Annotated in this window: 6 protein-coding genes and 1 pseudogene; 1 reads left to right on the forward strand and 6 read right to left on the reverse strand. The window is 70.5% G+C overall.

The genetic code is table 11. The features are described 5' to 3' along the window. Nucleotides 1-8: 8 nt before the first annotated feature. On the forward strand, nt 9-3,146 hold the full coding sequence (locus WMF28_RS20460; RefSeq protein WP_437603941.1) for a multidrug efflux RND transporter permease subunit: 3,138 nt from the start codon (nt 9-11) through the stop codon (nt 3,144-3,146). Here the strand turns inward: WMF28_RS20460 and WMF28_RS20465 are convergent. From WMF28_RS20465 to WMF28_RS20490, 6 genes and pseudogenes are all read right to left on the reverse strand, one after another. Beyond that, nucleotides 3,126-3,833: a phosphopantetheine-binding protein gene (locus WMF28_RS20465; RefSeq protein ID WP_437603942.1), complete on the reverse strand. Its 708-nt coding sequence runs from the start codon at nt 3,831-3,833 to the stop codon at nt 3,126-3,128. The genes WMF28_RS20460 and WMF28_RS20465 overlap by 21 nt on opposite strands. Nucleotides 3,834-3,849: 16 nt before the next feature. Then, a pseudogene (locus WMF28_RS20470) lies at nt 3,850-3,966 on the reverse strand (hypothetical protein); the annotation flags it as partial. 82 nt (nt 3,967-4,048) lie between these two features. Further along, nucleotides 4,049-4,819: a thioesterase II family protein gene (locus WMF28_RS20475; RefSeq protein ID WP_437603943.1), complete on the reverse strand. Its 771-nt coding sequence runs from the start codon at nt 4,817-4,819 to the stop codon at nt 4,049-4,051. A 169-nt stretch (nt 4,820-4,988) separates the two neighbouring features. After that, the gene (locus tag WMF28_RS20480; RefSeq protein ID WP_437603944.1) at nt 4,989-5,852 is read right to left on the reverse strand and encodes a hypothetical protein; all 864 of its coding nucleotides are present in this window, start codon (nt 5,850-5,852) and stop codon (nt 4,989-4,991) included. 96 nt (nt 5,853-5,948) lie between these two features. Next, entirely contained in the window at nt 5,949-7,028 is a 1,080-nt protein-coding gene (locus WMF28_RS20485; RefSeq protein ID WP_437603945.1) for a MupA/Atu3671 family FMN-dependent luciferase-like monooxygenase, read from the reverse strand. Nucleotides 7,029-7,039: 11 nt separating this feature from the next. Beyond that, nucleotides 7,040-21,907: an SDR family NAD(P)-dependent oxidoreductase gene (locus tag WMF28_RS20490; protein WP_437603946.1), complete on the reverse strand. Its 14,868-nt coding sequence runs from the start codon at nt 21,905-21,907 to the stop codon at nt 7,040-7,042. Between the last annotated feature and the right edge of the window lie 3 nt (nt 21,908-21,910).

A 21,910-nucleotide genomic window follows, 5' to 3' on the forward strand; every position in this document is an offset into this window, starting at 1 on the left:
AGGCCAGCATGTCGCGCTTCTTCATCGACAGGCCCATCTTCGCGGTGGTCATCGCGATGTTCATCGCGCTCCTCGGGGCGATCGCGCTGCCGCGGCTCCCCGTGACGCAGTATCCATCGGTCGCGCCGCCGACCGTCTCCATCTATGCGAGCTACCCTGGCGCGACGCCGCAGACGCTCGACCAGAGCGTCGTCAGCCTGATCGAGCGCGAGCTGAGCAGCGCCAAGCGCCTGCTCTACTTCCAGTCGTCGAGCGACACCTCCGGGACGGCCCAGATCACCGCGACCTTCCTGCCCGGCACCGACCCCGATCTCGCGCAGATCGACGTCCAGAACCGGCTCAAGGCGGTCGAGCCCCGCCTGCCGGCAGCCGTGAGGCAATACGGCCTCTTCGTCGAGGCCTCGACGTCGAGCTTCCTGATGATCGTCAGCCTGTCGTCGCGCGACGGCAGCCTGAGCCCCACCGCGCTCGGCGACCTCCTCGCCCGCTCCATCATCGACGAGATCAAGCGGGTCCCGGGCGTCGGGCGCGTGCAGCTCTGGACCAGCGAGCGCGCGATGCGGATCTGGATCGATCCGACCAAGCTCGCGGCGCTCGCGCTCTCGCCCGCCGACGTGTCGGCCGCCATCGCCGCGCAGAACGTCCAGTTCGCGTCGGGCCGCATCGGCGACCTGCCGAGCCCGCCGGCGCAGCAGATCAGCGCCACGCTGATCGCCGAGGGGCAGCTCTCGACGCCCGAGGATTTCGGGGCGATCGTCCTCCGCGCGAAGCCCGACGGGTCGCGCGTGCTCCTCCGCGACGTCGCGACGATCGAGATCGGCGCGCAGAACATGGCGTCGTCGTCGCGGAGCAACGGCAAGCCCGACGCCGCGATCGGCATCCAGCTCGCGAACGGCGCGAACGCGATGAAGACCTCCGACCTCGTGCGCGCCCGCATGGCGGAGCTCGCACGGGGCCTGCCGCCCAACGTGACCTACAGCGTGCCGTACGACACGGCGCCCTTCGTCAGGATCTCGGTCCACAAGGTGATCGAGACCCTGGTCGAGGCCATGGTGCTCGTGTTCGTGGTGATGTTCCTGTTCCTGCAGAACATCCGCTACACGCTCATCCCGGCGATCGTGGTGCCGCTCGCGCTGCTCGGCACGTGCGCGGTGATGCTCCTCGCCGGCGCGTCGATCAACATGCTGAGCCTGTTCGGGATGGTGCTCGCGATCGGCATCATCGTCGACGACGCGATCGTCGTGGTCGAGAACGTCGAGCGGCTGATGACCGAGGAGGGGCTGTCCCCGCGCGAGGCGACGCGGAAGGCGATGGCGGAGATCTCGGGCGCCGTCGTCGGCATCACGCTCGTGCTCTCGGCGGTGTTCGTGCCGATGGCGTTCGCGTCGGGCTCGGTGGGCGCGATCTACCGGCAGTTCTCGATGTCGATGGCGGTCTCGATCCTGTTCTCGGCGTTCCTGGCGCTGACGCTGACGCCGGCGCTCTGCGTGGTCCTGCTCAAGCCCGTCCCCGCCGGCCACGCGAGGCGCCGCGGCGCGCTCGGCTGGTTCAACGCCGGCTTCGAGCGGCTCACCTCCGGATACCGGCGGTGGGTCGCGGGCGCGCTCGACAGGCGCGCTCGGATGCTCCTCGGGTTCGCGATCCTCGTCGCGACGCTCGGCCTGCTCTACGCCCGGCTGCCGACCGCCTTCTTGCCGGAGGAGGATCAGGGGCTCGTGATCGTCGACGTGCAGCTCCCGCCCGAGGCCACGCAGCACCGCACGCTGAAGGCGGTCGAGCAGGTGGAGGCGCACTACCTCGGCCGCCCCGCGATCGGCGGCGTGGCGTCCTTCCCGGGTTTCGGCTTCTCGGGGTCGGGACAGAACGTGGCGATGATCTTCCTGACGATGAAGGACTGGGGCGAGCGCCCGGACGGCGCGACGGCCCAGTCGGAGGTCGCGCTGGCGAACGAGAAGCTCAGCCAGATCCGCGACGGCATGGTGTTCAGCCTGGTGCCGCCGCCGATCATGGAGCTCAGCAGCACCTCGGGCTTCAGCCTGAAGCTGCAGGACCGGGGCGGGCGCGGGAACGCGGCGCTCGTGGCGGCGCAGCAGCGGCTCATCGAGCTCGCCGCGGGGAGCCCGGTCGTCGCGCAGGTGCGCGCCGAGGCGCAGGCCGACGCCGCGCAGATCCGGCTGCGGATCGACCGCCAGAAGGCGAGCGCGCTCGGCGTGAGCTTCGAGCGCGCGGCCGCGACGCTGTCGACGGCGCTGAGCCCGACGTACGTGAACGATTTCCCCAACCAGGGGCGGCTCCAGCAGGTGATCGTGCAGGCCCACGCGCCGAGCCGGATGCAGATCGAGGACGTGCTGCGGCTGTCCGTGCCCAACGACGCCGGTCAGATGGTGCCGCTCTCGGCGTTCACGACGGCGGCGTGGGAGCGCGGCCCGCTCCAGCTCGCGCGCTTCAACGGGTTTCCGGCCACCGGGATCAGCGGCGCGCCGGCGCCCGGCCGGAGCAGCGGCGAGGCGATGGCCGAGATCGAGCGCCTGGCCGCGCAGCTGCCGCCCGGGTTCGGGGTGGAGTGGACAGGGCAGTCGTACCAGGAGCGGCTGTCGGGGGCCGAGGCGCCGGCGCTGCTCGCGCTGTCGCTTGTCGTGGTGTTCCTGGTGCTGGCGGCGCTCTACGAGAGCTTTGCGATCCCGCTCTCGGTGATGCTCGTGGTGCCGCTCGGGGTGGTAGGCGCGGTGCTCGCCATGACGGTGCGCGGGCTGCCGAACGACGTGTTCTTCAAGGTCGGGCTGATCACCATCCTGGGGCTGTCGGCGAAGAACGCGATCCTGATCATCGAGTTCGCGAAGAGCCTGCGCGAGCAGGGCAAGAGCGTGCGGGAGGCGGCGATCGAGGCGGCGCGGCTGCGCTTCCGGCCGATCCTGATGACCTCGCTGGCGTTCATCCTGGGCGTGATGCCCCTTGTGTTCGCGAGGAACGCGGGCTCGGCCACGCAGCACGCCATCGGGACGGGGGTGTTCGGCGGCATGCTCACCGCGACGATCTTCAGCGTCTTCTTCGCGCCGCTGTTCTTCGCGCTGGTCAGCCGCCCGCGGCGCGGGAGGGCAGCGCTCAGCGGCTCCGCAACGCCTCCTTCAGGTGGTCCGCCATCGTGAGCACGAACGATCGCCGTGGCAGGCTGGCGTGGTGAGGAGCGGCGAATCCTCGTCGAGGAGCTGCCCCAGCACGGAGTTCCGCTTGGCGAAGGCCAGCATGCGCCGCTCCATCCAGCCGGCGATCCCCGAGATCTCCTGGCCCAGCCTCGCCCGCTCCGCACGCTGGGAGGCCAGACGCACGAACATCTCGTCCATCGCGTGGGGGGCGAAGCCACCCCAGATCTCGATGAAGCTCCGCACCTTCCGGTACAACAGGCGGAGAGCGCCGTGGCCATAGGCCACGCCGCCGGCGCCGTGCACGCAGAAGAACGGCGGGTCGCTGCCCGCCTTGCCCGCCTTCTGCACCGGCACGAGCGCCGCGCTCGCCTCCCCCGAGGGCACAAGCGGAGCCTTCTCTCGCACGAACCGGGCGAGCGCGGCCACCGTCGGCGTCGTGAAGAAGACGATCAGCGGGAAGGAGCGGCCGAACGCGTCCTGGACCTCACGGGTCAGGGTAAGGGCAGAGAGGGAGTTGCCGCCCAGATCGAAGCAATTGTCCTCCGTGCCGACCGGGCGGACGCTGAGCTGGGCCTCCATCATCTGGCAGATCTTCCGCTCCATCTCGTCGCGCGGGGCCTTGTACGGCACCGAGAGCTCTGGCCGCTCCGCCTCGGGCGGGGGCAGCGATGACAAGCCGGATACCGGCATCTTTCTGGATATACCGCAGGTGCTCCACCGGGTAGTCCGGATCCATCGGCACGTAGGAGCCACCCGAGAGCATGACGCCGAGCGTGGCCGCGACCATCTCGTTGGAGCGGCTGAGCAGGATGCCCACGGGCATCTCCCGGGTGACGCCGCGCGCCCGGAAACTGCACCCGTCTCCAGAATACCACACCTGGCTGTCGTATCACGCCAAAGACTCGTCAGGTCGGGATCAGCGCGCGCGTCAGCTGCTCGGTGACTTCGTCCAGCAGCTCGGTGCGCGCGCCGTGGAGGAAGAAATGGTCGCCCGGGAACATCCGGAGCGAGAAGTCGCCGCGGGTCTGCCGGCACCATGCGGCGATCTCGGCTTCGGTCGCCGTCTCGTCGTCTCGCCCGCCGAAGGCGGAAACTCGGCAATCGAGCGGCTCCTCCGGCTCGTAGGTCGCTGTCTCCAGCACCGAAAAATCGGCCCGCAAGGTGGGCAGATAGAGCTTCAGCAGCTCAGGCTCCCGGCGAATGGTCTCCGGGACGCCCTGGTAGCGGCGCGCGAGAAGATCCAGGAATTCGTCGTCGGACAATGCGTGAAGAGGCTCATGGCGAGGCGGCAGCTGGGGCGCCGGGCGCGCCGAGACGAACAGATGCGCCGGCCCCGCCCGGCGCTCCCTGCGCAGCTGGCGCGCCAGCTCAAAGGCGATGAGCGCGCCCATGCTGTGCCCGAAGAACGCGAACGGCTCCGTCAAGCGCGGCGACAGCGCGGGCGAGAGCGCTCGCACCAGCGAGCGCAGCGTCGTGAGCGGAGGCTCCCGCAGGCGCGTCTCCCTGCCCGGCAGGCGAACGATGCTGCCCTCCACCCAGGGCGGCAGCGCCTCCGCCCAACCGTGATAGACCGAAGCACCAGCCCCGGCATAGGGGAAAAACAGGAGCTGTACCAGCGCCTCGGGCGCCGGCCTCGGCGAGACGAGCCACCGGTCCGCGGATTCGAGGGGCCTCACCGGTCAAGCCCGCGCCGAGGCCCTGCCCAAGGAGCGGCACCCCTCCGGGCCTGGTACGAAGAGAGCCACAGGAAGGCGAGAAGAGAGGAAGAGCAGACGAATGAACATCTGAAATTTTCCACCTTCCTGTTCAACCTCTCGCGTCAAATGAGGATGAGCCCCGCGTCAGCTAGGGCGCAGGGTCGCCCTTGCACTCCAGCTCGCTGCTGAGGATCCTTATCGGATTGCACTGGCTCGTGGCCATATCACAGACGAACGACTGGCACTCGATATGGCTCCCGCAGGCTTCTCCGCCCGCCTTCGGGGCCGTGCAGAGCCCGGCCGTCGGATCGCAATAGCTATCGAGCCCGCACACGAGGGGGTTGCTGCTGCAATCTTCCCCCACGGCCGCCGCCTTCTCGCAGGTGCCCTCCGTCGTCTCCGCGTCGGCGTCGCAGTAGAGGCCGCCGGTGCAGTAGCTGTCCAGCGAGGTGGTCGAGCACGCCGCGCCTTCCGCCAGGAAGCGCACGACGGAACATATGCCCTCATTGCAGCCGATCGCCTCGTCCTCCACCGCCGAAGTGGCGCACTGCGATCGCCTCTCGCAGGTCTCCCCCAGCGCGCGCTGGTCGGTGAAGATGCGGCAGATCTTGAACTCCTCCAGGAACGTGTACAGGTCGCTCAGCGTGAGGAAGCACTGCTCGCCGTACGGCTTGAGCATGGCGAAGCACGGGGCGATGTTCTCCGGGTGGAACGTCATCGTACCCGCCTTGACCTCGGCCACGTTCGCCTCGCACTCCGTCCGCTCGCGCGCCTCGCAGCCTGCCTGATCGAAGCCGCTCCCCTTCTCGCAGCACTCCTTCCTCTCTTCGCACGTCGCGACAGGCAGCTTGGCACATACGTTATCGAGCGTATAGCCGTCCTCGCCCACCGTGGAGCCGCCGCTGCCGCCGCTGCCACCGCCATCATCATCTCCACAGCCAACTCCGAAGACAGAGGCCGCCGAGACGGCCAGGATCGAGACCAACCAGAAGGAGCGTGCACGATTGAGCATGAATTCACCTTGCGTAAACATGATTGAAATACAGCGATATCCTTGCGGTCGCCGGCCTCCGAGGGGCGGCGCCTTCCCGGCGCGCCCCCTCCTCAGTCAGCGAGCATAGTACCAGCTCATGGGGCCAGCCGTGGACGGCGCGGGCTCCGCGGAGAACGCCGCGCGCAGCGCGTCGAGCCTCGGCAGGGCGCCGAGCACGACGTCGAAGCTCAGGCCGAAATCGACGAGGCATGCAACCTCGTCGACGCCGATCCCCTTCAGGCTGCGTACGACCTCGATGCATTTGGGGAGCGTCCCCAGCAGCGACCGGCGCTCGTACATATCCTCGAACGCGAGCCGCGACAAGAGCTCTCTCTCCGATTCGCTGACTTCCTTGGAGGCACCTTGGAGGTTCGCATCCGTCTTCCTCTGTGTCAAGAACGTGCTCAAGTATTGCTTGACCGGCTCGGCGACGAGGCGGCGCACCTGCACGTCGTCGTCACCGACATAGGTATGCATCGCGACGGTGACAGTCCCCGAGGCGGGATCGAACCCGTGGGCCGCGAGCGATTCGCGATAGCTGGCGATGTTCGCCTTGAGCCGGTCGAAATTGTCGAGGAGCGAGAGGACGTTGGCGCCGAGCTCCCCCGCCTTGATCCAGATCTCCGGGTTGGTGCTGTGCACCAGCCAGATGGGCAGCTCGGGCTGGCAGGGCCTCGGATAGGTCTTGATCTTCAGCGGCTGGCCGTCGACGCCCGGGAGCTCGACCGCCTCCCCGCGCCACAGGGCGCGGATCGTCTCGACGCTCGCGAACGTGAGCTCCCTGCGGTTGCCGTAGTTCCCGGGGTAGAAGACGAAATCGCCGCGGTGCCACCCGGTCGCGACGCACAGCCCGACCCGGCCCTGCGAGAGCTGATCGACGAGCGCCCACTCCTCCACGATCCGCACCGGATGATGGTGCGGCACCACGACGCTGCCCGCGCGCAGCTCGAGGTTCGAGGTGACCGCGGCGAGCGCGGCGCTCAGGACCGAGGGGTTCGGGAAGCTGCCGCCGAACTCCTGGAAGTGCCGCTCCGGCGTCCAGATGGCGCGAAAGCCGTGCTCATCGATGTACCTGGCCACCTCGAGGATGAAGCGATACCGCTCCCCGAAGCTGGCGTTGTCGTTCGCGGCGAAGAAATAGACGCTGAAATCCATGTTGATCCACCTCAGCCGTGAGCGGGTCTCGGCAGGATCCGCGGGACGGCGGAGCCGAACCGCGTCCGCCCGGGCCGCGCCGGGCCGCCGCGCCTGCCTTCGCTCACGAGCACCTTCGCCCGCTGCGCCACCCCCAGGATGAACTCCTCGCGGCAGATGGTGTAATGGTCTGCCGGCACATCAATGCTCTGCAGCCCGTCGGGGATGAACTGATCGAAGCCGTTGCTGCGGTCGTGGATCAAGATCTTGACCTCCGGCAGATTGTTCGGGTTGTTGGGCCCGATGAACCCCAGCGTGGCGTGGAAGAGCAGCGTGGTCACGGGCCCAGGGAGGCGAGACGGCACATAGCTGTTCAACGCCTTGTTGTTCGCGGTGATGGTCTCGTGGTTCCGACGCACGAGGAGCTCGATCTCGTCGAGCGGCCTCCCGGCCCTGGCGTGCGTGTGGAGGTGCCGGGCGACGTGGTCGATCTGCCAGTCCCGGCTCCTGCCGGAGATGTCCTCGATCTGGACGTACCGCTCGGCATGCCACCGGGTGCAGAACGTATTGCCGATGAGGAGCAGCGCCATGATCTCGAAGTCGTCCGTCACGATGGCCGACGTGTCGATGGCGTTGAACACCTTCGTCCCCGGCATGAGCGAGTCGATCAGGACGAGGCTCGAGACCTGCTCGCCGGCCTCCATGAGCTGCCGAGCCATTTCGAAGGCGACCACCCCGCCGAACGAGTATCCTCCGAGGTGGTAGGGCCCCTTCGGCTGCGCCTCGTGCATCGCGTCGATATAGAGCGCGGCCATCTTCTCGATGGTGGGGAGCAGCCGGATATCGCCGTTCACATCGAACTGCTCGAGCCCGTAGACAGGGCAGCTCACGCCGAGGTGGTGCGACAGGCTCAACCCATAGCTCACGTCGCCGAGCAGGGTATGGACCCAGAACGACGGCGACATGGATCCGTTCTTGTTGATGGGCACGAGGAACGGGCTACCTCCATGCGACCCGAGCGGCGCGCCGGCCGTCTCGCCGGTCACCCCGGGCGTCTGCGCGGCCGAGCCCGGCCGCGAGGATCCGCGCTCGCCGCGCCACGGATCCAGGATCCTGCCGGAGGCGTCCTCCGGGCGGCGGGCGAGCCGCTCCGCCAGGCGCACCATCGACCCGGCCGACGTGATCGACAAGCCATCTCCCTCGAGCTCGATCACCTCCGGAGGCGGCGCGAGCATCGAGCGCCAGCCGGCCGCGCGCTCCGCGCTCCGCGGCGCGAGCTCCGGTAGACCATAGGCGTTGCCCGGCGCGAGCGGGTCGGTGGACGGCTGCACCAGGAGGGCGGGGACCTCGCCGGGGATCGGGCTGGGGCGGTAACGGACCAGCGCTCGCGCGTGCGCCCCGAGGTGCAGCGCGGACCGGTCGAGCCAGCGCACCAGCCTGTCGTGGGCCATGGGGGCGGCGGCGCAGCCCGAGAGCCAGCGCGCGGCGAGCGCGAGGCAAGCCTCACGGTCCTTCGGCAGGGTGTCATGGCGGAGCAGGCCCTCCGCGCCCCAGACGCGGCCAAGCAGGTTGCTGATGAGGCTCAGCGCGAACACCGGCTCTTCCGCGCGCGCTGCCGCGCGCTCCGCCCAGGCGTCGCCGTGCTCGGGGGGGTCGACGAGGACGAGCTGCTCGACCCGCTGTCCGAGGCCGACGAGCTCGCGCGCCACCTCGAACGCGATGGCGGCGCCGATCCCGCAGCCGGCCAGCCGGTAGGGCCCTGCAGCGGAGGCGCGGACCAAGGCCCGCGTGCAGGCGGCGGCCATCTCCTCGACCGTGGTTGCGGCAGGAGAGCCGCTCTCGAACCTGGGGGCCTCCAGGCCGAATACGGGGTTTTCGTGGCCGAGATGCTCGGCCAGGTGGATAGCCCAGCTCAGATCGCCCGTATCGCCGTGGATACAGAACATCGGCGCGAGCTTCCCCTCGGCGCGGAAGGGGATGATCCGCGCCTCGACGGGGGCTGCGGGTGCGGGCGCGGCTGCGGGCGTGACCGCGGCTGCGGGCGTGACCGCGGCTGCGGGCGTGACCGCGGCTGCGGGCGCGACCTCGATCGGCGGGGGGGACGGATCGCCCCGACCGTTCTGCGCCGGCTCCAGGAGCTGGCCTTCACGGACGTGGTTCTCAACGAGATACCCGACCAGCTGACGGAGCGACGGATGCTCGATGATCGCCAGCATCGGCACGTCGTCGCCCAGGAGCTGCTGGACCCGCTGCATGATGCGCAGCCCTGCGATCGAGTCGACTCCATAGGTCGTGAAGGCGCGATCTTCATCCATGGAATCTGCATCGAGCTCGAGGAAGTCCGCGAAGATGCGCCGGAGGCTCGCGGTCACCGCCTGCGCGTCGGGGGCGGGTCGACGCGCCAGCTCGTGCTCCGCGTGGGGCGAGGCCCCGTTGGCCCCTCGGGCGGCCACGTCGTTCCCCTGGAGCGGGGCGGCCGGCGCCGCCCCCTGGAGCTGGGCGGCCGACGCCGCCGGCGACAACGGAGGCCGGGGCGCCGGCACGGCCGTGGAGGCGCTCGGAGCGGGTGCCGGGTGGCTGACCGCGCGCGGCGGCGTGACGGGCGCCGGGGCCCTGACGTCCGCGGGCGCTCGATCCGCCGGCTCCGCTTCGCCCCGTCGCACCGGCAACCAGCAGCGCTCCCTGGCAAAGGGATAGGAGGGCGCGCTCGTCCGCCTCCTCCCCGTGTGCTCCAGGACGGCGTCCCAGTCGATGTCGAACCCCTTCGCCCACAGCGCCGCCAGCTTGCGCAGGTTGCCTTTGCGCGCGATCTCGCGGAGGGTTGTTTGAACGTCCGCCTCCTCGCGAAGGAGCCCGACGAGCTCACGGTGCGGCTCGGCGCTCCCCTGGAAGACCTCCGCCGAGCCGGGCTGGCCCGCCGCGAACCCGCGAAGCTTCTGCAGCAGGTCGTGCAGGCCGCTCGCGACCACCGAAAGGCGGGTATCCATCGGCTCCCGGCCGACCTGCAGGGTATATGCGATGTCCGCGAGGCGGGCGGTCCTCCGCCGGGCTGCCCGTTCCCCGGCCTGGTCAAGGCGCTCGAGGAACGCGACGAACGCCTGCACATAAGCGTTCAGCCGCTCCGCATTCCTGGCGCTGAAGACGAAGATCTCCGGGTGCTCGTCCGACCCCGCCGACGTCGATGATGGGTCTTCCGGGAGCTCCTCCAGCACGACGTGGACATTGACGCCTCCGAAGCCGAACGAGCTGACGCCGGCTCGCCTCGGAAGCTCGCGCCCTTCCCTGTCTCGCGGCGCCTGCCATGCCGTCGCCTTGTCCACGATGTAGAACGGCGTTTCGTCGAGATCGATATAGCCGTTGAGCTTCTCGAAATGGACGAGCGGCGGCAGCGTCCTGTGCTGCATCGCCAGCACGATCTTGACGAGCCCGGCGACCCCGGCGGCCGTCTCGAGGTGGCCGATGTTCGCCTTGACGCTGCCCAGACCGCACGTGGGCGCTCGGGGGGTCGTGGTCGCCTCCGGGCTACCGAGCACCTGGAACGCCTTCTTCAGGCCGTTCACCTCGATCGGGTCCCCGAGCGAGGTGCCCGTCCCGTGCGCCTCGATGTACCCGACCGTCGCCGGATCGACCCCCGCTCTGCGGTAGGCGCGGACCAAGAGATCCGCATGGGCGTTGGGGTTCGGCGCGGTGAGAGAGGTCGCGCGCCCTCCGTGGTTGATCGCCGTGCCACGGATCACGGCGACCACGCGATCCCCATCGGCCAGCGCCCTGCTGAGCGGCTTCAGGAAGACGGCTCCGGCGCCCTCGCCGCGCACGTAGCCGTCCGCGCGCTCATCGAACACCTTGCACTTGCCGTCGCTCGCCAGCATCCCCGACCTGCCGAATGCGAGGAACCCGGCAGGCGTCAGCAGGACGTTCACGCCGCCGACGATGGCCATATCGCAGTCGCCGTCGCGGATCGACTGGATGGCGCGGTGCACGGCGACCAGCGAGCTCGAGCACGCGGTGTCGACCGGCTCGCTGGGGCCGTGGAGGTCGAGCAGGAACGAGATGCGGTTCACGAGGATGCTGTGCGCGGTGCCCGTCGCGGCCTGGCCGTCGATCTCCAGACCGCTCTGCGCGAGCAGCTGCGCATACTCGGTCCCCGCGACCCCCACGAACAGCCCGGTGCGGGTGCCCGCCAGCTGGGAGGGCCTGTAGCCGGCGTCCTCGATGGTCTTCCAGGCGATCTCCAGGAAGAGCCGCTGCTGGGGATCCATCAGGCGGGCCTCCCTCGGCGAGATGTTGAAGAAGGCCGGGTCGAACTTGTCGATATCGTCGATGATGCCCGCCCATCGGGAGCTTATCCTGCTCGGATCGACGCGCGGGTCCCCGTAGAACGCTGTCCAGTCGAAGCGGTCCTTCGGGATCTCGGAGACGAGATCCCTGCCCTGGATGAGGTTGTCCCAGAACGCGTCCGCGTCGGGGGAGCCGGGGAGCCTGACGCTCATGCCGATGATCGCGATCGGCTCGTCCACGGCGCGCTCGGTCGACGTCACGACCGCGGGTCGGCTCTGCTCCCTCGGGGCCGGCGGCGGGCTCGCAGCGGGAACACCGCCGCTCCCCCTGGCGTCCTTCACCTCGATCGGCCGAAGGACCCGGGCGAACGCGTCGCGGTGCTCGGCGGCGAGGGACGCGGCGAAGGCGCCGATGCTCGGGTGCCCATACAGCGCTGCCGGGCTCTGCGCGATGCCGTACTCCCGGTTGAGCCGCGTCGTGAACTCGATGAGCGACAGGGAATCGAACCCGAAGTCGCTCATGGGATCGCTCGGCCCGATCTCGGCCGGGTCGACCTTCAGGATCTCTGCCGCGATCGCGATGACGGCGGCCTCCACGGCATCGTTGAGAGCCCCGCGGGACACCTCACCCGAGGCGCGCGCGGCCTCCGGCGCGCTCGCTTTCCCATCCATCATGTGCATCGCTCGACCTTCCGGGGCAGCGCCCCCTCCATTCACGCTCGCCGGAGCCCGGAGCGGTTCGCCTGGCGGCACCGTCGTCACGTCCACGCCGCTCGGCGAGGGCGACGGAGGCTGCGCCGTCTCCCTCGGAAGCAGATCGAACCAGCATTTCTCCCGCGCGAACGGGTACGTCGGCAGGGGGACGCGCCGCCTCGCGCGGCCGGCATGCAGGAGCTCCCAGTCGATCTCGGCGCCGTCGACCCAGGCCGCCGCTGCGCGGCGGAGCCCACCTTCGTCGAGCGCGACCGCGATGGACGCCCTCGCAGGGCCGCCCTCCTCGCCTCTCGGAGCCTTGCCGGTGTACACGTCGGGGCGCGCCCTCCGCTCGAGAAAGTCGCCCAGCGCCTCGACGACCGCGCCAACGTCAGACGCCACCACGGCGAGACGCAAGGCCAAGGGCCGCCGCCCCACCTGGAGCGTATAGGCCATGTCCGAGAGCGCCCCGCCACGGAGCGGGCCCCCGGCGCGCGACCTCACAAGGAAATCCCGGAGCCGCCGGGCGTACGTTTCAAGCTGTGCCGCCTTCCTCGCGGAGAGGACCACGATCTGGGGAGCGCCGTCTCCGGCCGCGCGAGCGCCCTCGGCCGCGCCCTCGACGTGCTCGCCGACGACGAGGTGCGCGTTCGCCCCTCCGGCCCCGAACGAGCTGATCGCCGCCCGCCGAAGCGCCTCGGGCCCCGCGGCCTGCCACGCGCCGAGGCGCCGCTGAACGTAGAACGGCGAGGCGCCGAAATCGATCTTCGGGCTCACCGCCTCGCAGTCGAGCGACGGGGCGAGCTGTCGATGCTTGAGCTGCAGCAGCACCTTCGTGAGCTGCGCCATCCCGGAGGCCGACTCGAGATGGCCGATGTTCGGCTTGAGCGAGCCTATCGCGCAGAACCCGAGATCGGTCGTGAACCGCGCGAACGCCGTCGTGAGCCCCTCGACCTCGATCGAGTCGGCCAGCTCCGAGCCGACCGCCTGCGCCTCCAGGTAGGTGATCGACCGCGGATCGATCTGCGCGGAGCGCAGCGCGGCCTCGATGACGTCCGCCTGGGCAGCGGCGCTCGGGACCATGTACCCGGAGGTCTTCCCGCTCGCGTTCACCGAGGAACCGAGGATCACGGCGTAGACGTGATCGCCGTCCTGGACCGCGTCCGCGAGCGGCTTGAGCACCACCGCGCCGACCCCCTCGCCGGGGACGAACCCGTCGGCTCCTTGCCCGAACGCACGGCAGCGGCCCTCTCTCGAGAGCATCTGAGCCCGGCTGAGCCCGACGTGGTGGCCGGGGTGAAGGATGAGGTTGACGCCGCCCGCGACGGCCGCGCGGCATGCGCCGCTCCGGATGCTCTCGCACGCCAGGTGGACGGCGGTCAGCGCAGAAGAGCACGCGGTGTCCACAGCCATGCTCGGGCCGTGGAAATCGAAGACGTACGAGGCCCGGTTCGCGATCGACCAGTAGGCCGAGTGGGCCTCGACCCGGTTGCCCCTCGCCCAGGCGTCCGCCGCCAGCAGCTGATACGGACCGTACATGACGCCCACGAACACGCCGACGCCGGAGCCGCCGCCCCGGCGCGCAGCGGCGTTCAGCGTCGAGCCCGTGTGGCCGGCGTCCTCCAGGGCGGTCCATACAGCCTCGAGGAATAGCCTCTCTTGAGGGTCCATCCGCTCCGCTTCTCGCGGAGAAATCCCGAAGAGGAGCGGATCGAACCTGTCGACATCGTCGAGGAACGCGCCCCATCGATGGTAGTACGTCCCGGGGCGGGCGCCGCTCGGATCGTAGTAGTCGCGGTCGTCCCAGCGCTCCGGCGGGATCTCGGAGAACGCCCGCGCGCCGGCCTTGAGGTTCTCCCAGAAGGCGTCGGGATCCGGGGCCCCTGGATACCGGCCGCTGAGGCCGACGATCGCGATGGGCCCATGGCCCGGGGCAGGCGCGCCTCCTCGCGGGCGACGCTCTTCGAGCCGCTCCGGGCCCGGCGGCGGGCTGGGCAGCTCGCGGGCGCCCGCGCTCGCCGCCAGGCCCTCCGCGGACACCGCGTGGACGGCGACGCCCAGCCTGGCCGCCAGCGGCTCTCCGTAGCTGTCCAGCAGGTGCTCGGCGAGCCGCTCGACCGTCGGTTGCTCGAAGAGCAGCGTCCTCGGCAAGGCGCCGAGGTCCCCCTCGAGCTTGGCAATGACATCCATCGCCACGAGGGAATCCACGCCGTACTTGTCGAGCGCCGCCCTCGGCTCCAGATCCGCGGGATCCATCTTCAAGATCCCCGCGATGACGCCGCGGAGATAGTCCACCGCGCGTCCGCGCGCGCCGCCGTCGATGGGAGGCGCCGGCTGCCGGGGGAGCGATCCGGCGGCGTGGGCGCCTGCCGCCTCCTCGGGCCGGGTCGCGTGGGCGACGGGGATGACGCGGGGGACAGCCGGCGCAAAGCGCGCCGGGCCCCGCGCCAGCTCGGCCGCGTCGAGCCAGCCGTCGCTCTCGGAGATCATCACGTGTTGCCCTCCCCCTGCCTCGTCCGCGCCGTGGAGACCAAAGCTCCGCATCTCGCGGAGGCCGACGTCCTCCATCGCGGCACGCCATTGCGCCACGCTCAGCAACGGCGCGTGCGGGAGCCGGTGCGCGCCGTCGTCGAAGAGCCACCAGCCGCTCGTCAGGCCGAAGGTGAGCGTCACGAAGTCCCTGACCTCGGTGACCTCGTTGACGACGAGGAGCCCGTTCGCCTTGAGCAGCCTCTTCGCGCGACGCAACGTGGCGCGGATATCCTTCGTCGCGTGGAGCACGTTCGTCGCCAGGACCAGGTCGTGAGCTCCCACCGCGAACCCCTGTGGCTCGATGTCCAACCCGATATCGAGCGTCTTGAACGACGCGAACGGATACCGGGCGCCGTAGACCCGCTCCCCGTGTCGAATGAACCCGACCGAGATATCGGTGTAGTCATACGTCACGCGGCCTGATCCCCGCTGGAGCGCCTCGAGGACGGAGGCGCTCGTCCCGCCGGTCCCGGCGCCGATCTCCAGGATGGCGATCGTCCCGTCGTCGCCCGCGTCGCGCCTCGCGGAGGCCATGGCGCTCACGGCCGCGGCGACGAGCGCGTTGAAGTGATCCGAGCGCCGGTTTCCCTTGTAGATGCGCTCGACTTGCGCCATCGAGCCGCCGGGGAACAGGACGTCGACCCCGGACCTCTTCCCCGTGAGGACGGCCGGAAGCGCGGCGGTGCACGCCTCGAGGAGCGCGACGTAGGCCTCGCTGTCCGGGTAGCGCGCGATCACGTCCTGCCGATGCGCCTCGAGCGCCGCCGGGGCCGCCTGCGCCCCCGCGACCCGGATGGCGTCGGTCACGAGGAACGCGTCCCCCTCGAGGCGAATGAGCCCGCTCTTCCTGTGGATGTCCAGCAGCGCGTCGTAGAGCCGCGCCTGCTCCGGAACGACGCCGAGTCGGTCTCTCGATCCGGCCAGCGTCTCGCGCTCTCCGGGGCGACTCAGCGCGCCCATGCGCTGGAAAGCGTCGAGGAGCGCGAGGCGCCCGAACCGCTCCATCGCGTCCAGCGCGTCGACGCCTGGCCCAGAGGAGGAGGCGTCGGGCTGCGCGCCGCGCACCCGGGCGCTCACCGGCTCGATGAGCGAGGGAGACAGCGCCCGCTGGCATGCGTACGTGGCCGTCATGTCGATGCCGAGCGCCGCGGCCGCATCGGGCCTCATCTTCATGGGCATGATCTGGGTGGCGCGCGCGCCCATGACCTGCCGGAACGCCTCGATCCCCTCGCCCTCCCGGAGCTCCGCGACACCCTGCCTGGCGAGCCGCTTCCTGTATTCCTCCGTGGCGACCACGCCCGTGTCGCCCCAGAAACCCCAGTTGAACAGCTTCACGGGCCGCTTCATCCGATGGGCCAGGAAGAGCGCGAAGCAGTCCTCGAAGGTGGACGCCGCGGCATAGTTGCCCTGCCCGGGAGCGCCGGTGACGGAGATGGCGGACGAGAAGAACGCCATGAAGTCGAGCGGCTCGGGCTCGAGCGCGCTGTGCAGCACCACCGCGCCCTTGACCTTGGGGGCCAGGACGGCGCGGAACGTCTCTTCATCCATGCGGCTGACGGTGCCGTCCCGGAGGACGATCGCCGAGTGGATGACGCCGTCGATCGCGCCGAACGTCTGCCGGGCCAGGGCGACGACCCCGCGCATGTCGGCGAGGTCGCTGATGTCCCCTTGAAGGTACAGCGCCTGTCCGCCGAGCGCCTCGATCTCCTCCTGAGCACGGGCCATGGCGTCGGTGCGCCGGCGCCGGCCCACGAGGACGAGACGTGCCTCGTGCTCGCGGGCGAGATAGCGGCTGACGGCCATCCCGATCCCGCCGGCTCCCCCCACGATCAGGTACACCCCTCCGCGCTTGAAGGGGAGCGCATCCCGCTCCGCTTCAGGCAGCACGGCAGGCTCGACGACCCGAACGAAGCGGCGCCCGCCTCGCAGCGCGACCTCGGCTTCGGGCGCGCTCGCGTGCTCCGCGTCGAGGGCCTGCAGCAATCGCCGCCACGCGGCGTCGTCCTGCGGCGAAGCGACGTCCGCCCCCGCGATGTCCACGTAGCTGACGCCCCCGAGCGGGAGCTCCCGCGCGAGCACCTTGGTCAGCCCGACGAGCGACCCGGCGAACGGATGATGCGCCCGGTCGCCATCGCCTACGCGGTACACGTCGTTGGTGACGACCTTGAGCCGGGCGCGCCGCGCCGGTGCGGCGGCCATCGCCTTGGCCAGGCGGAACAGGGAAAGGACCCCGAGCTCCTGGGAGCGCTCGAGGAAATCGAGGTCGTTCGCGCTGTAATAGCGATCCTCGAGGCCTCCGAGGAAAAACACCCTGGAGAGCGCAGGAGCCTGCTGGAGCGCGTGCTCGAAGTCCTCCGCGCGCCTGAGGTCGATGCAGATACGGCCAGGCCCCCGGGTCGCGCGGGCCTCGCCGAGCTCCACCAGGATCGTCCGGCGCTCTCCGTAGAAATCGACCAGCCGCTGGCCGAGCCCGAAGTCGGCCTGATGGGTGAAGATCACCACCGTGCCCTCTCGGTCGGATGCCTCATCGGCGCGCGCGGGGAGCGGCTGCGGCGTCCAGCGCAGCCGGTAGAACAGGCCCGCATCCTCGATCGCTGGAGGGACCGCTGGAGGGGCGTCGCGCTCGACCGGGCGCAGGCGGCGCGCGCAGAGCTCGCTCAAGCGGAGCACGCTCCGCCCCGCGTCGTCGAGGACCGTCACGTCGAACAGCGCCATCCCCTGCTCGGGCAGGCGGCGAAGCAGCCTGGCGTACACGGTGCAGCGCGCCGTGAGGGGCGCCAGGATCTCGACCTCTCCCACCGAGAACGGCACCAGGGTCATGTTCTCCGAGGGGAGCGAGGTCTCCAGGGCGAGCCCACGGAGCACGTGGAGGGCGCTGTCCGTGAGCGCGGGATGCAGGGCAAAGGCGTCGAGCTCCCCGGCGATCTCCGGGCTCGCCAGCAGCTCGCCCAGCGCCTCGCCGTCGCCGTACCAGAGCTCTTCGAGGCACTGAAACGAAGGCCCGTAGTCGAGCCCGACAGCCCGGGCCTCGGCGTAGAGGCTCTCCTTGTCCAGGCGCTGCCGGCACCGCGCCCGCACCGCACCGAGATCGATGGCCGGCGGCGCGTCCCGCCGCGCGTCCGGGGCTTCGAGGACGACCTGACCCCTCGAGTGCACCTCGGCGCCGGCGGCGCCCTCGCTCTTCACGTCGAAATGGAGACCGCTCTCGCGCTCCTCGAGCGTGACCTGGACGACCCGCGTCTCCCCGGCGACGACGATGGGCGCGAGCCACGCGACGTTCCGCAGCCGGCGCGCCGTGCCCCGGCCGAGCATGTCCGCCGCAGCACGGACCATTTCGAGGTGGGCGACGCCCGGACAGACAAGGTTGCCCCTGACCCGATGATCCCGGAGCAGGCGATCCTGCCTGTTCAGCACCTTCTCGAACGTCGCCGCATGGAGGCTCGGTATCACGCGATCGACGAGCGGGTGCGGCGCCCTGGGCGTGACCTCGGCGGCCGGCTGGCCGGTCGTGTGCACCCAGAACCGCTTCTGCTCGAAGGGGTACGTCGGCAGCGCGACCCGCCGCCATCGATGCCCGCGGCGCGCGGCCTCCCAGGGGATGGCACGCCCGATGACCCAGAGGGCGGCGACCTCCGCCCATCGACCGTCACGGAGGAGCGCCGCGACGTCGCGCTCTCCGTGCCCGTCCCCGCCCGCATCCGCGGCCACGGTCTCGTCCGCGACCCTCGCCGCCCAGATCGCCGGGTGCGCGCGGCCTGCGAGGTAGTCGCTCAGCCTGCCGAGCAGATCCTCCAGCGACCCTGCGACGACGGCGAGCCTCGACTCGAGCCCCTCTCTGCCCGCCTGCAACGTGAAGGCGACGTCCAGCAGAGCCGGCGCCGGAGAGCCGCTGGCCAGGGCCGAAGACAGCGCCCCTTGGAGCTTCGCGGCATAGGCGCGGAGCCGCTCCTCGGTCTTCGCCGACAGGACGACGAGCTGCGCGCCGGCGGTGACGACCTCGGCGAGCGGCTCGTGCGGCGGCAGGTACTCTTCGACGATCGCGTGGGCGTTCGATCCCCCCGCGCCGAAGGAGCTGATCGCGGCGCGCCTCGGGGTCGGCCTCCGCTCGCCGCCCTCCTGCGCCACTGGCTCGGGCCAGGGCGCCGCCTGCCGCTGGACATGAAACGCCGTCGCCGGAAAGTCGATGTTCTCGTTCAACACCTCCGCGTGGAGCGAGGGCGCGAGCTGCCGGTGCTTGAGCTGCAGGATCACCTTGGTCAGCGAGGCGATCCCAGCGGCGGACTCCAGGTGACCGAGGTTGGACTTGATGGAGCCTATCGCGCAGAACTGGCGCTCGGAGGTGTAGGCCTCGAACGCCCTCTGAAGCCCGGTGATCTCGACAGGATCTCCCAGCGCGGTGCCGGTGCCGTGGGCCTCGACGTAACCGATGGTCCGTGGATCGATCTTCGCGCGGCGGAGGGCGCGGTGGATGAGGCGGGCGTGCGCGGTCGGGTTCGGGACCGTGTAGCCGTTCGTCTTTCCCCCGTGGTTGATCGTGGTCGCCTTGATGACGGCATGGATGGAATCCCCGTCGTCGACGGCCCGCCGGAGCGGCTTGAGGACGACCGCGCCGACCCCCTCCCCTGGCACATATCCGTCGCCGCCCTCGCCGAAGCTGCGGCACCGGCCGTCGGACGACAGGAACTTGAGCTGGCTCAGCGCTACGTACTTCGACGGGTGGATGTTCAGGTTCACCCCGCCCACGATGGCGGCCTGGCACTCTCCGCGCCTCAGGCTCTCGCAGGCGAGGTGCAGCGCCGTCAGGGAGGCCGAGCAGGCCGTATCGACCGGCATGCTGGGGCCGTGGAGGTTCAGCGTGTAGGAGACGCGGTTCGCGACGCTCCAGAACGAAGAGCTCGGCGTGATGCGGTTTCCCTTGCCCCACTCCTCCGCGCCGATGAGCTGATACTGTCCCGACGTCACGCCGACGAACACGCCGACGGCGCCCTGCTCGCCGTCGACGCTCATGGCGGCCAGCTCGCGGCGTGAGTACCCGGCGTCCTCCACCGCCGACCAGGCGACCTGCAGGAACAGCCGCTCCTGCGGATCCATGGTCTCCGCCTCGCGCGGCGCGATGTTGAAGAACAGCGGATCGAACGCGTCGACGTCCGCCAGAAAGCCTCCCCACCTTCCGTAGGACGTGCCCTGGCTGCGCTTGTCAGGGTGATAGTACAGCGCATGATCCCAGCGGTCCTCTGGAACCGTGGTCACGCAGTCCCGCCCGGCTCTCAGGTTGTCCCAGAGCTCGTCGAGATCTGCCGCCCCGGGGTATCGGCCGCTCACGCCGATGATCGCGATGTCGTCCTCGTCGCCCGAGGTCGGCGCCGCTCGCCCCGGCAGCGGCCGCCCTTCCCGCGCAGCGCCTTGCTCCGGCGCCCGGGGATCGGCCGCGGGCGCGCGCTCGCCCGGATCCTGGGCGGCATCGGCCTGCGTCGCCGCCTCTCTGGCCGTGCCGCGCATGTCGCCCGCGTCACGCGTGACGGAGGCGAGGCGCTCCGGGTGGTGTTCCGCGAAATAGCGCCCGAGCTCGCGGACGGTCTGGTGCTCGAAGAAGAGCGTCTTGGAGAGCGGGCCGAAATGGTCTTCGAGCACCAGGTTCAGTCTCTTGATGAGCATCGAATCGATCCCGAGCGCATCGAGGCCCTGCTGGGGGTGGATTCTGCTCCTGGCGACCTTTGTCTCATGGGAGATGACGTCGAGAAGGAGCCCCTCGGCCCGATCCTCCAGCGACGCCCTGTCGCTCGGGGGGTTCTCGCCGTCGTCGCTCCGACGCGCCGTGCGCTCCGCGATGCGCGCCTCGATCGCCGCCGCGATCCTGGCGGGCTCCCCGTGCACGACGAACAGGAGCGATCGCCTCGAGTGCAGCGCCGTCTCCAGGGCGGCGAGCCCCTCTCGCGGCCCGAGCGGGGACATGCCGGCGCGCTTCCAGAGCTCCGCCTTGTCGACCTCGGAGATATCCATGCCTCCACCCGCCCAGAGCGGCCAGCTGATCGCCTGGGTGAGCCCCGCACGCCGGCCCGCGGCGCCCCAGCCGCTGCGCTCCACGGCGAGCTCCTCGAGGAAGCGGTTGGCGGCGGCGTAATCGCACTGACCCGCCTCGCCCAGCATCGTTGCGAGCGAGGAAAACAGCAGGAACACGTCGAGATCGTGCCGCTGCGTCGCCTCGTCGAGGTGGAGCGCCCCGAGGATCTTCGGCGTCAGCACACGCTGGAACGACGAGAGCGGCTTCTTCGCGACGAACGCGTCCTCGATGACGCCGGCCGCATGAATGACCCCGTTCAGGCCCCCGAAGCGCTCCTCGGCGCGCCGGACCGCGCGGCGAACGTCCTCCAGCGAGCCAACGTCCCCCTGCTCATAGAAGACCTCGGCGCCATTCGCTGCGATGCGCCCGAGCGCTCGCTCGATGGGGCCCGAGAGCCGAGAGCGGCCCATGAGCACGAGCCTGGCGCCCGCCGTCCGGGCGAGGTGCTCGGCCAGGATGAGTCCGAGGCCGCCCGCGCCGCCGGTGATGAGGTAGACGCCGCCGCGACGGAACCACGTCGAGCCGGACGCCTTGAGGCCTTCAACCTTCCGGATCCGCCGGATCCAGCGCTCTCGACCCACGTATTTGATCTCGCCCCGCTCCGGCCCGGGGAGGGCGAGCTCCCGCAGGGCGATCGCCAGCGGGCTCTGCGTACCTCCGTCGCTCTGGACCGCCCGGAACCCGAGGCGCGGGCTCTCATGGGCGGCGACCTGCAGGAAGCCGGCGGCCGTAGCGCGGGAGAGCGCAGCCCGGCTGGACGACGCCACCGAGACGACCGCGAGTTTCGCCGTCGCCATCAACCCACGTTGCAGGAGCTGCTTGACCAGCAGAAAGAGCGGGTCGAGACCCGCCGAGAGCCCGGCCCACAGCTCGCCGGCGGAGCCGGCGGGACGCTCCGGCCAGAGGTGCGCGATGTGGCGCGGCACAAGGCCGTCCCGCTCCAGCTCGAGCAGCAACCGCTCCACGCTGCTCTCGACGGTGAGGTCGACCTCGTAGGCGCGCTGCCCCCGGCGGGAGAACCCCTCGCCGGGCTGCACCAGCACGACGACAGCGCCTCCGAGCTCCGTCTCCGGAGGCGGCGCGCGGCCTGACACCTCGCCCAGGACGAGAACGCACGAGGTGGGCGACAGCGGCGGTGCCGCGCCCCCGTCCAGCAGCTCCCAGAACGGCTCGTAATAGACCGTCTCCGCCCCGCCCCCGGCGGAGTCGAGCCCCTGGCGCACGCGGCCTGTCCCCTCTCGCTCATGGGCGAGCCCGGAGAGGAGCGCGACGGCCTGCTCCACCTCGATTTCACCCCGCTCCACGCGCCGCAGAATCGATCTCTTGTCCAGGCTCATGAA

The organism is Sorangium sp. So ce590 (assembly GCF_051521365.1).
GTDB lineage: Bacteria > Myxococcota_A > Polyangia > Polyangiales > Polyangiaceae > Sorangium.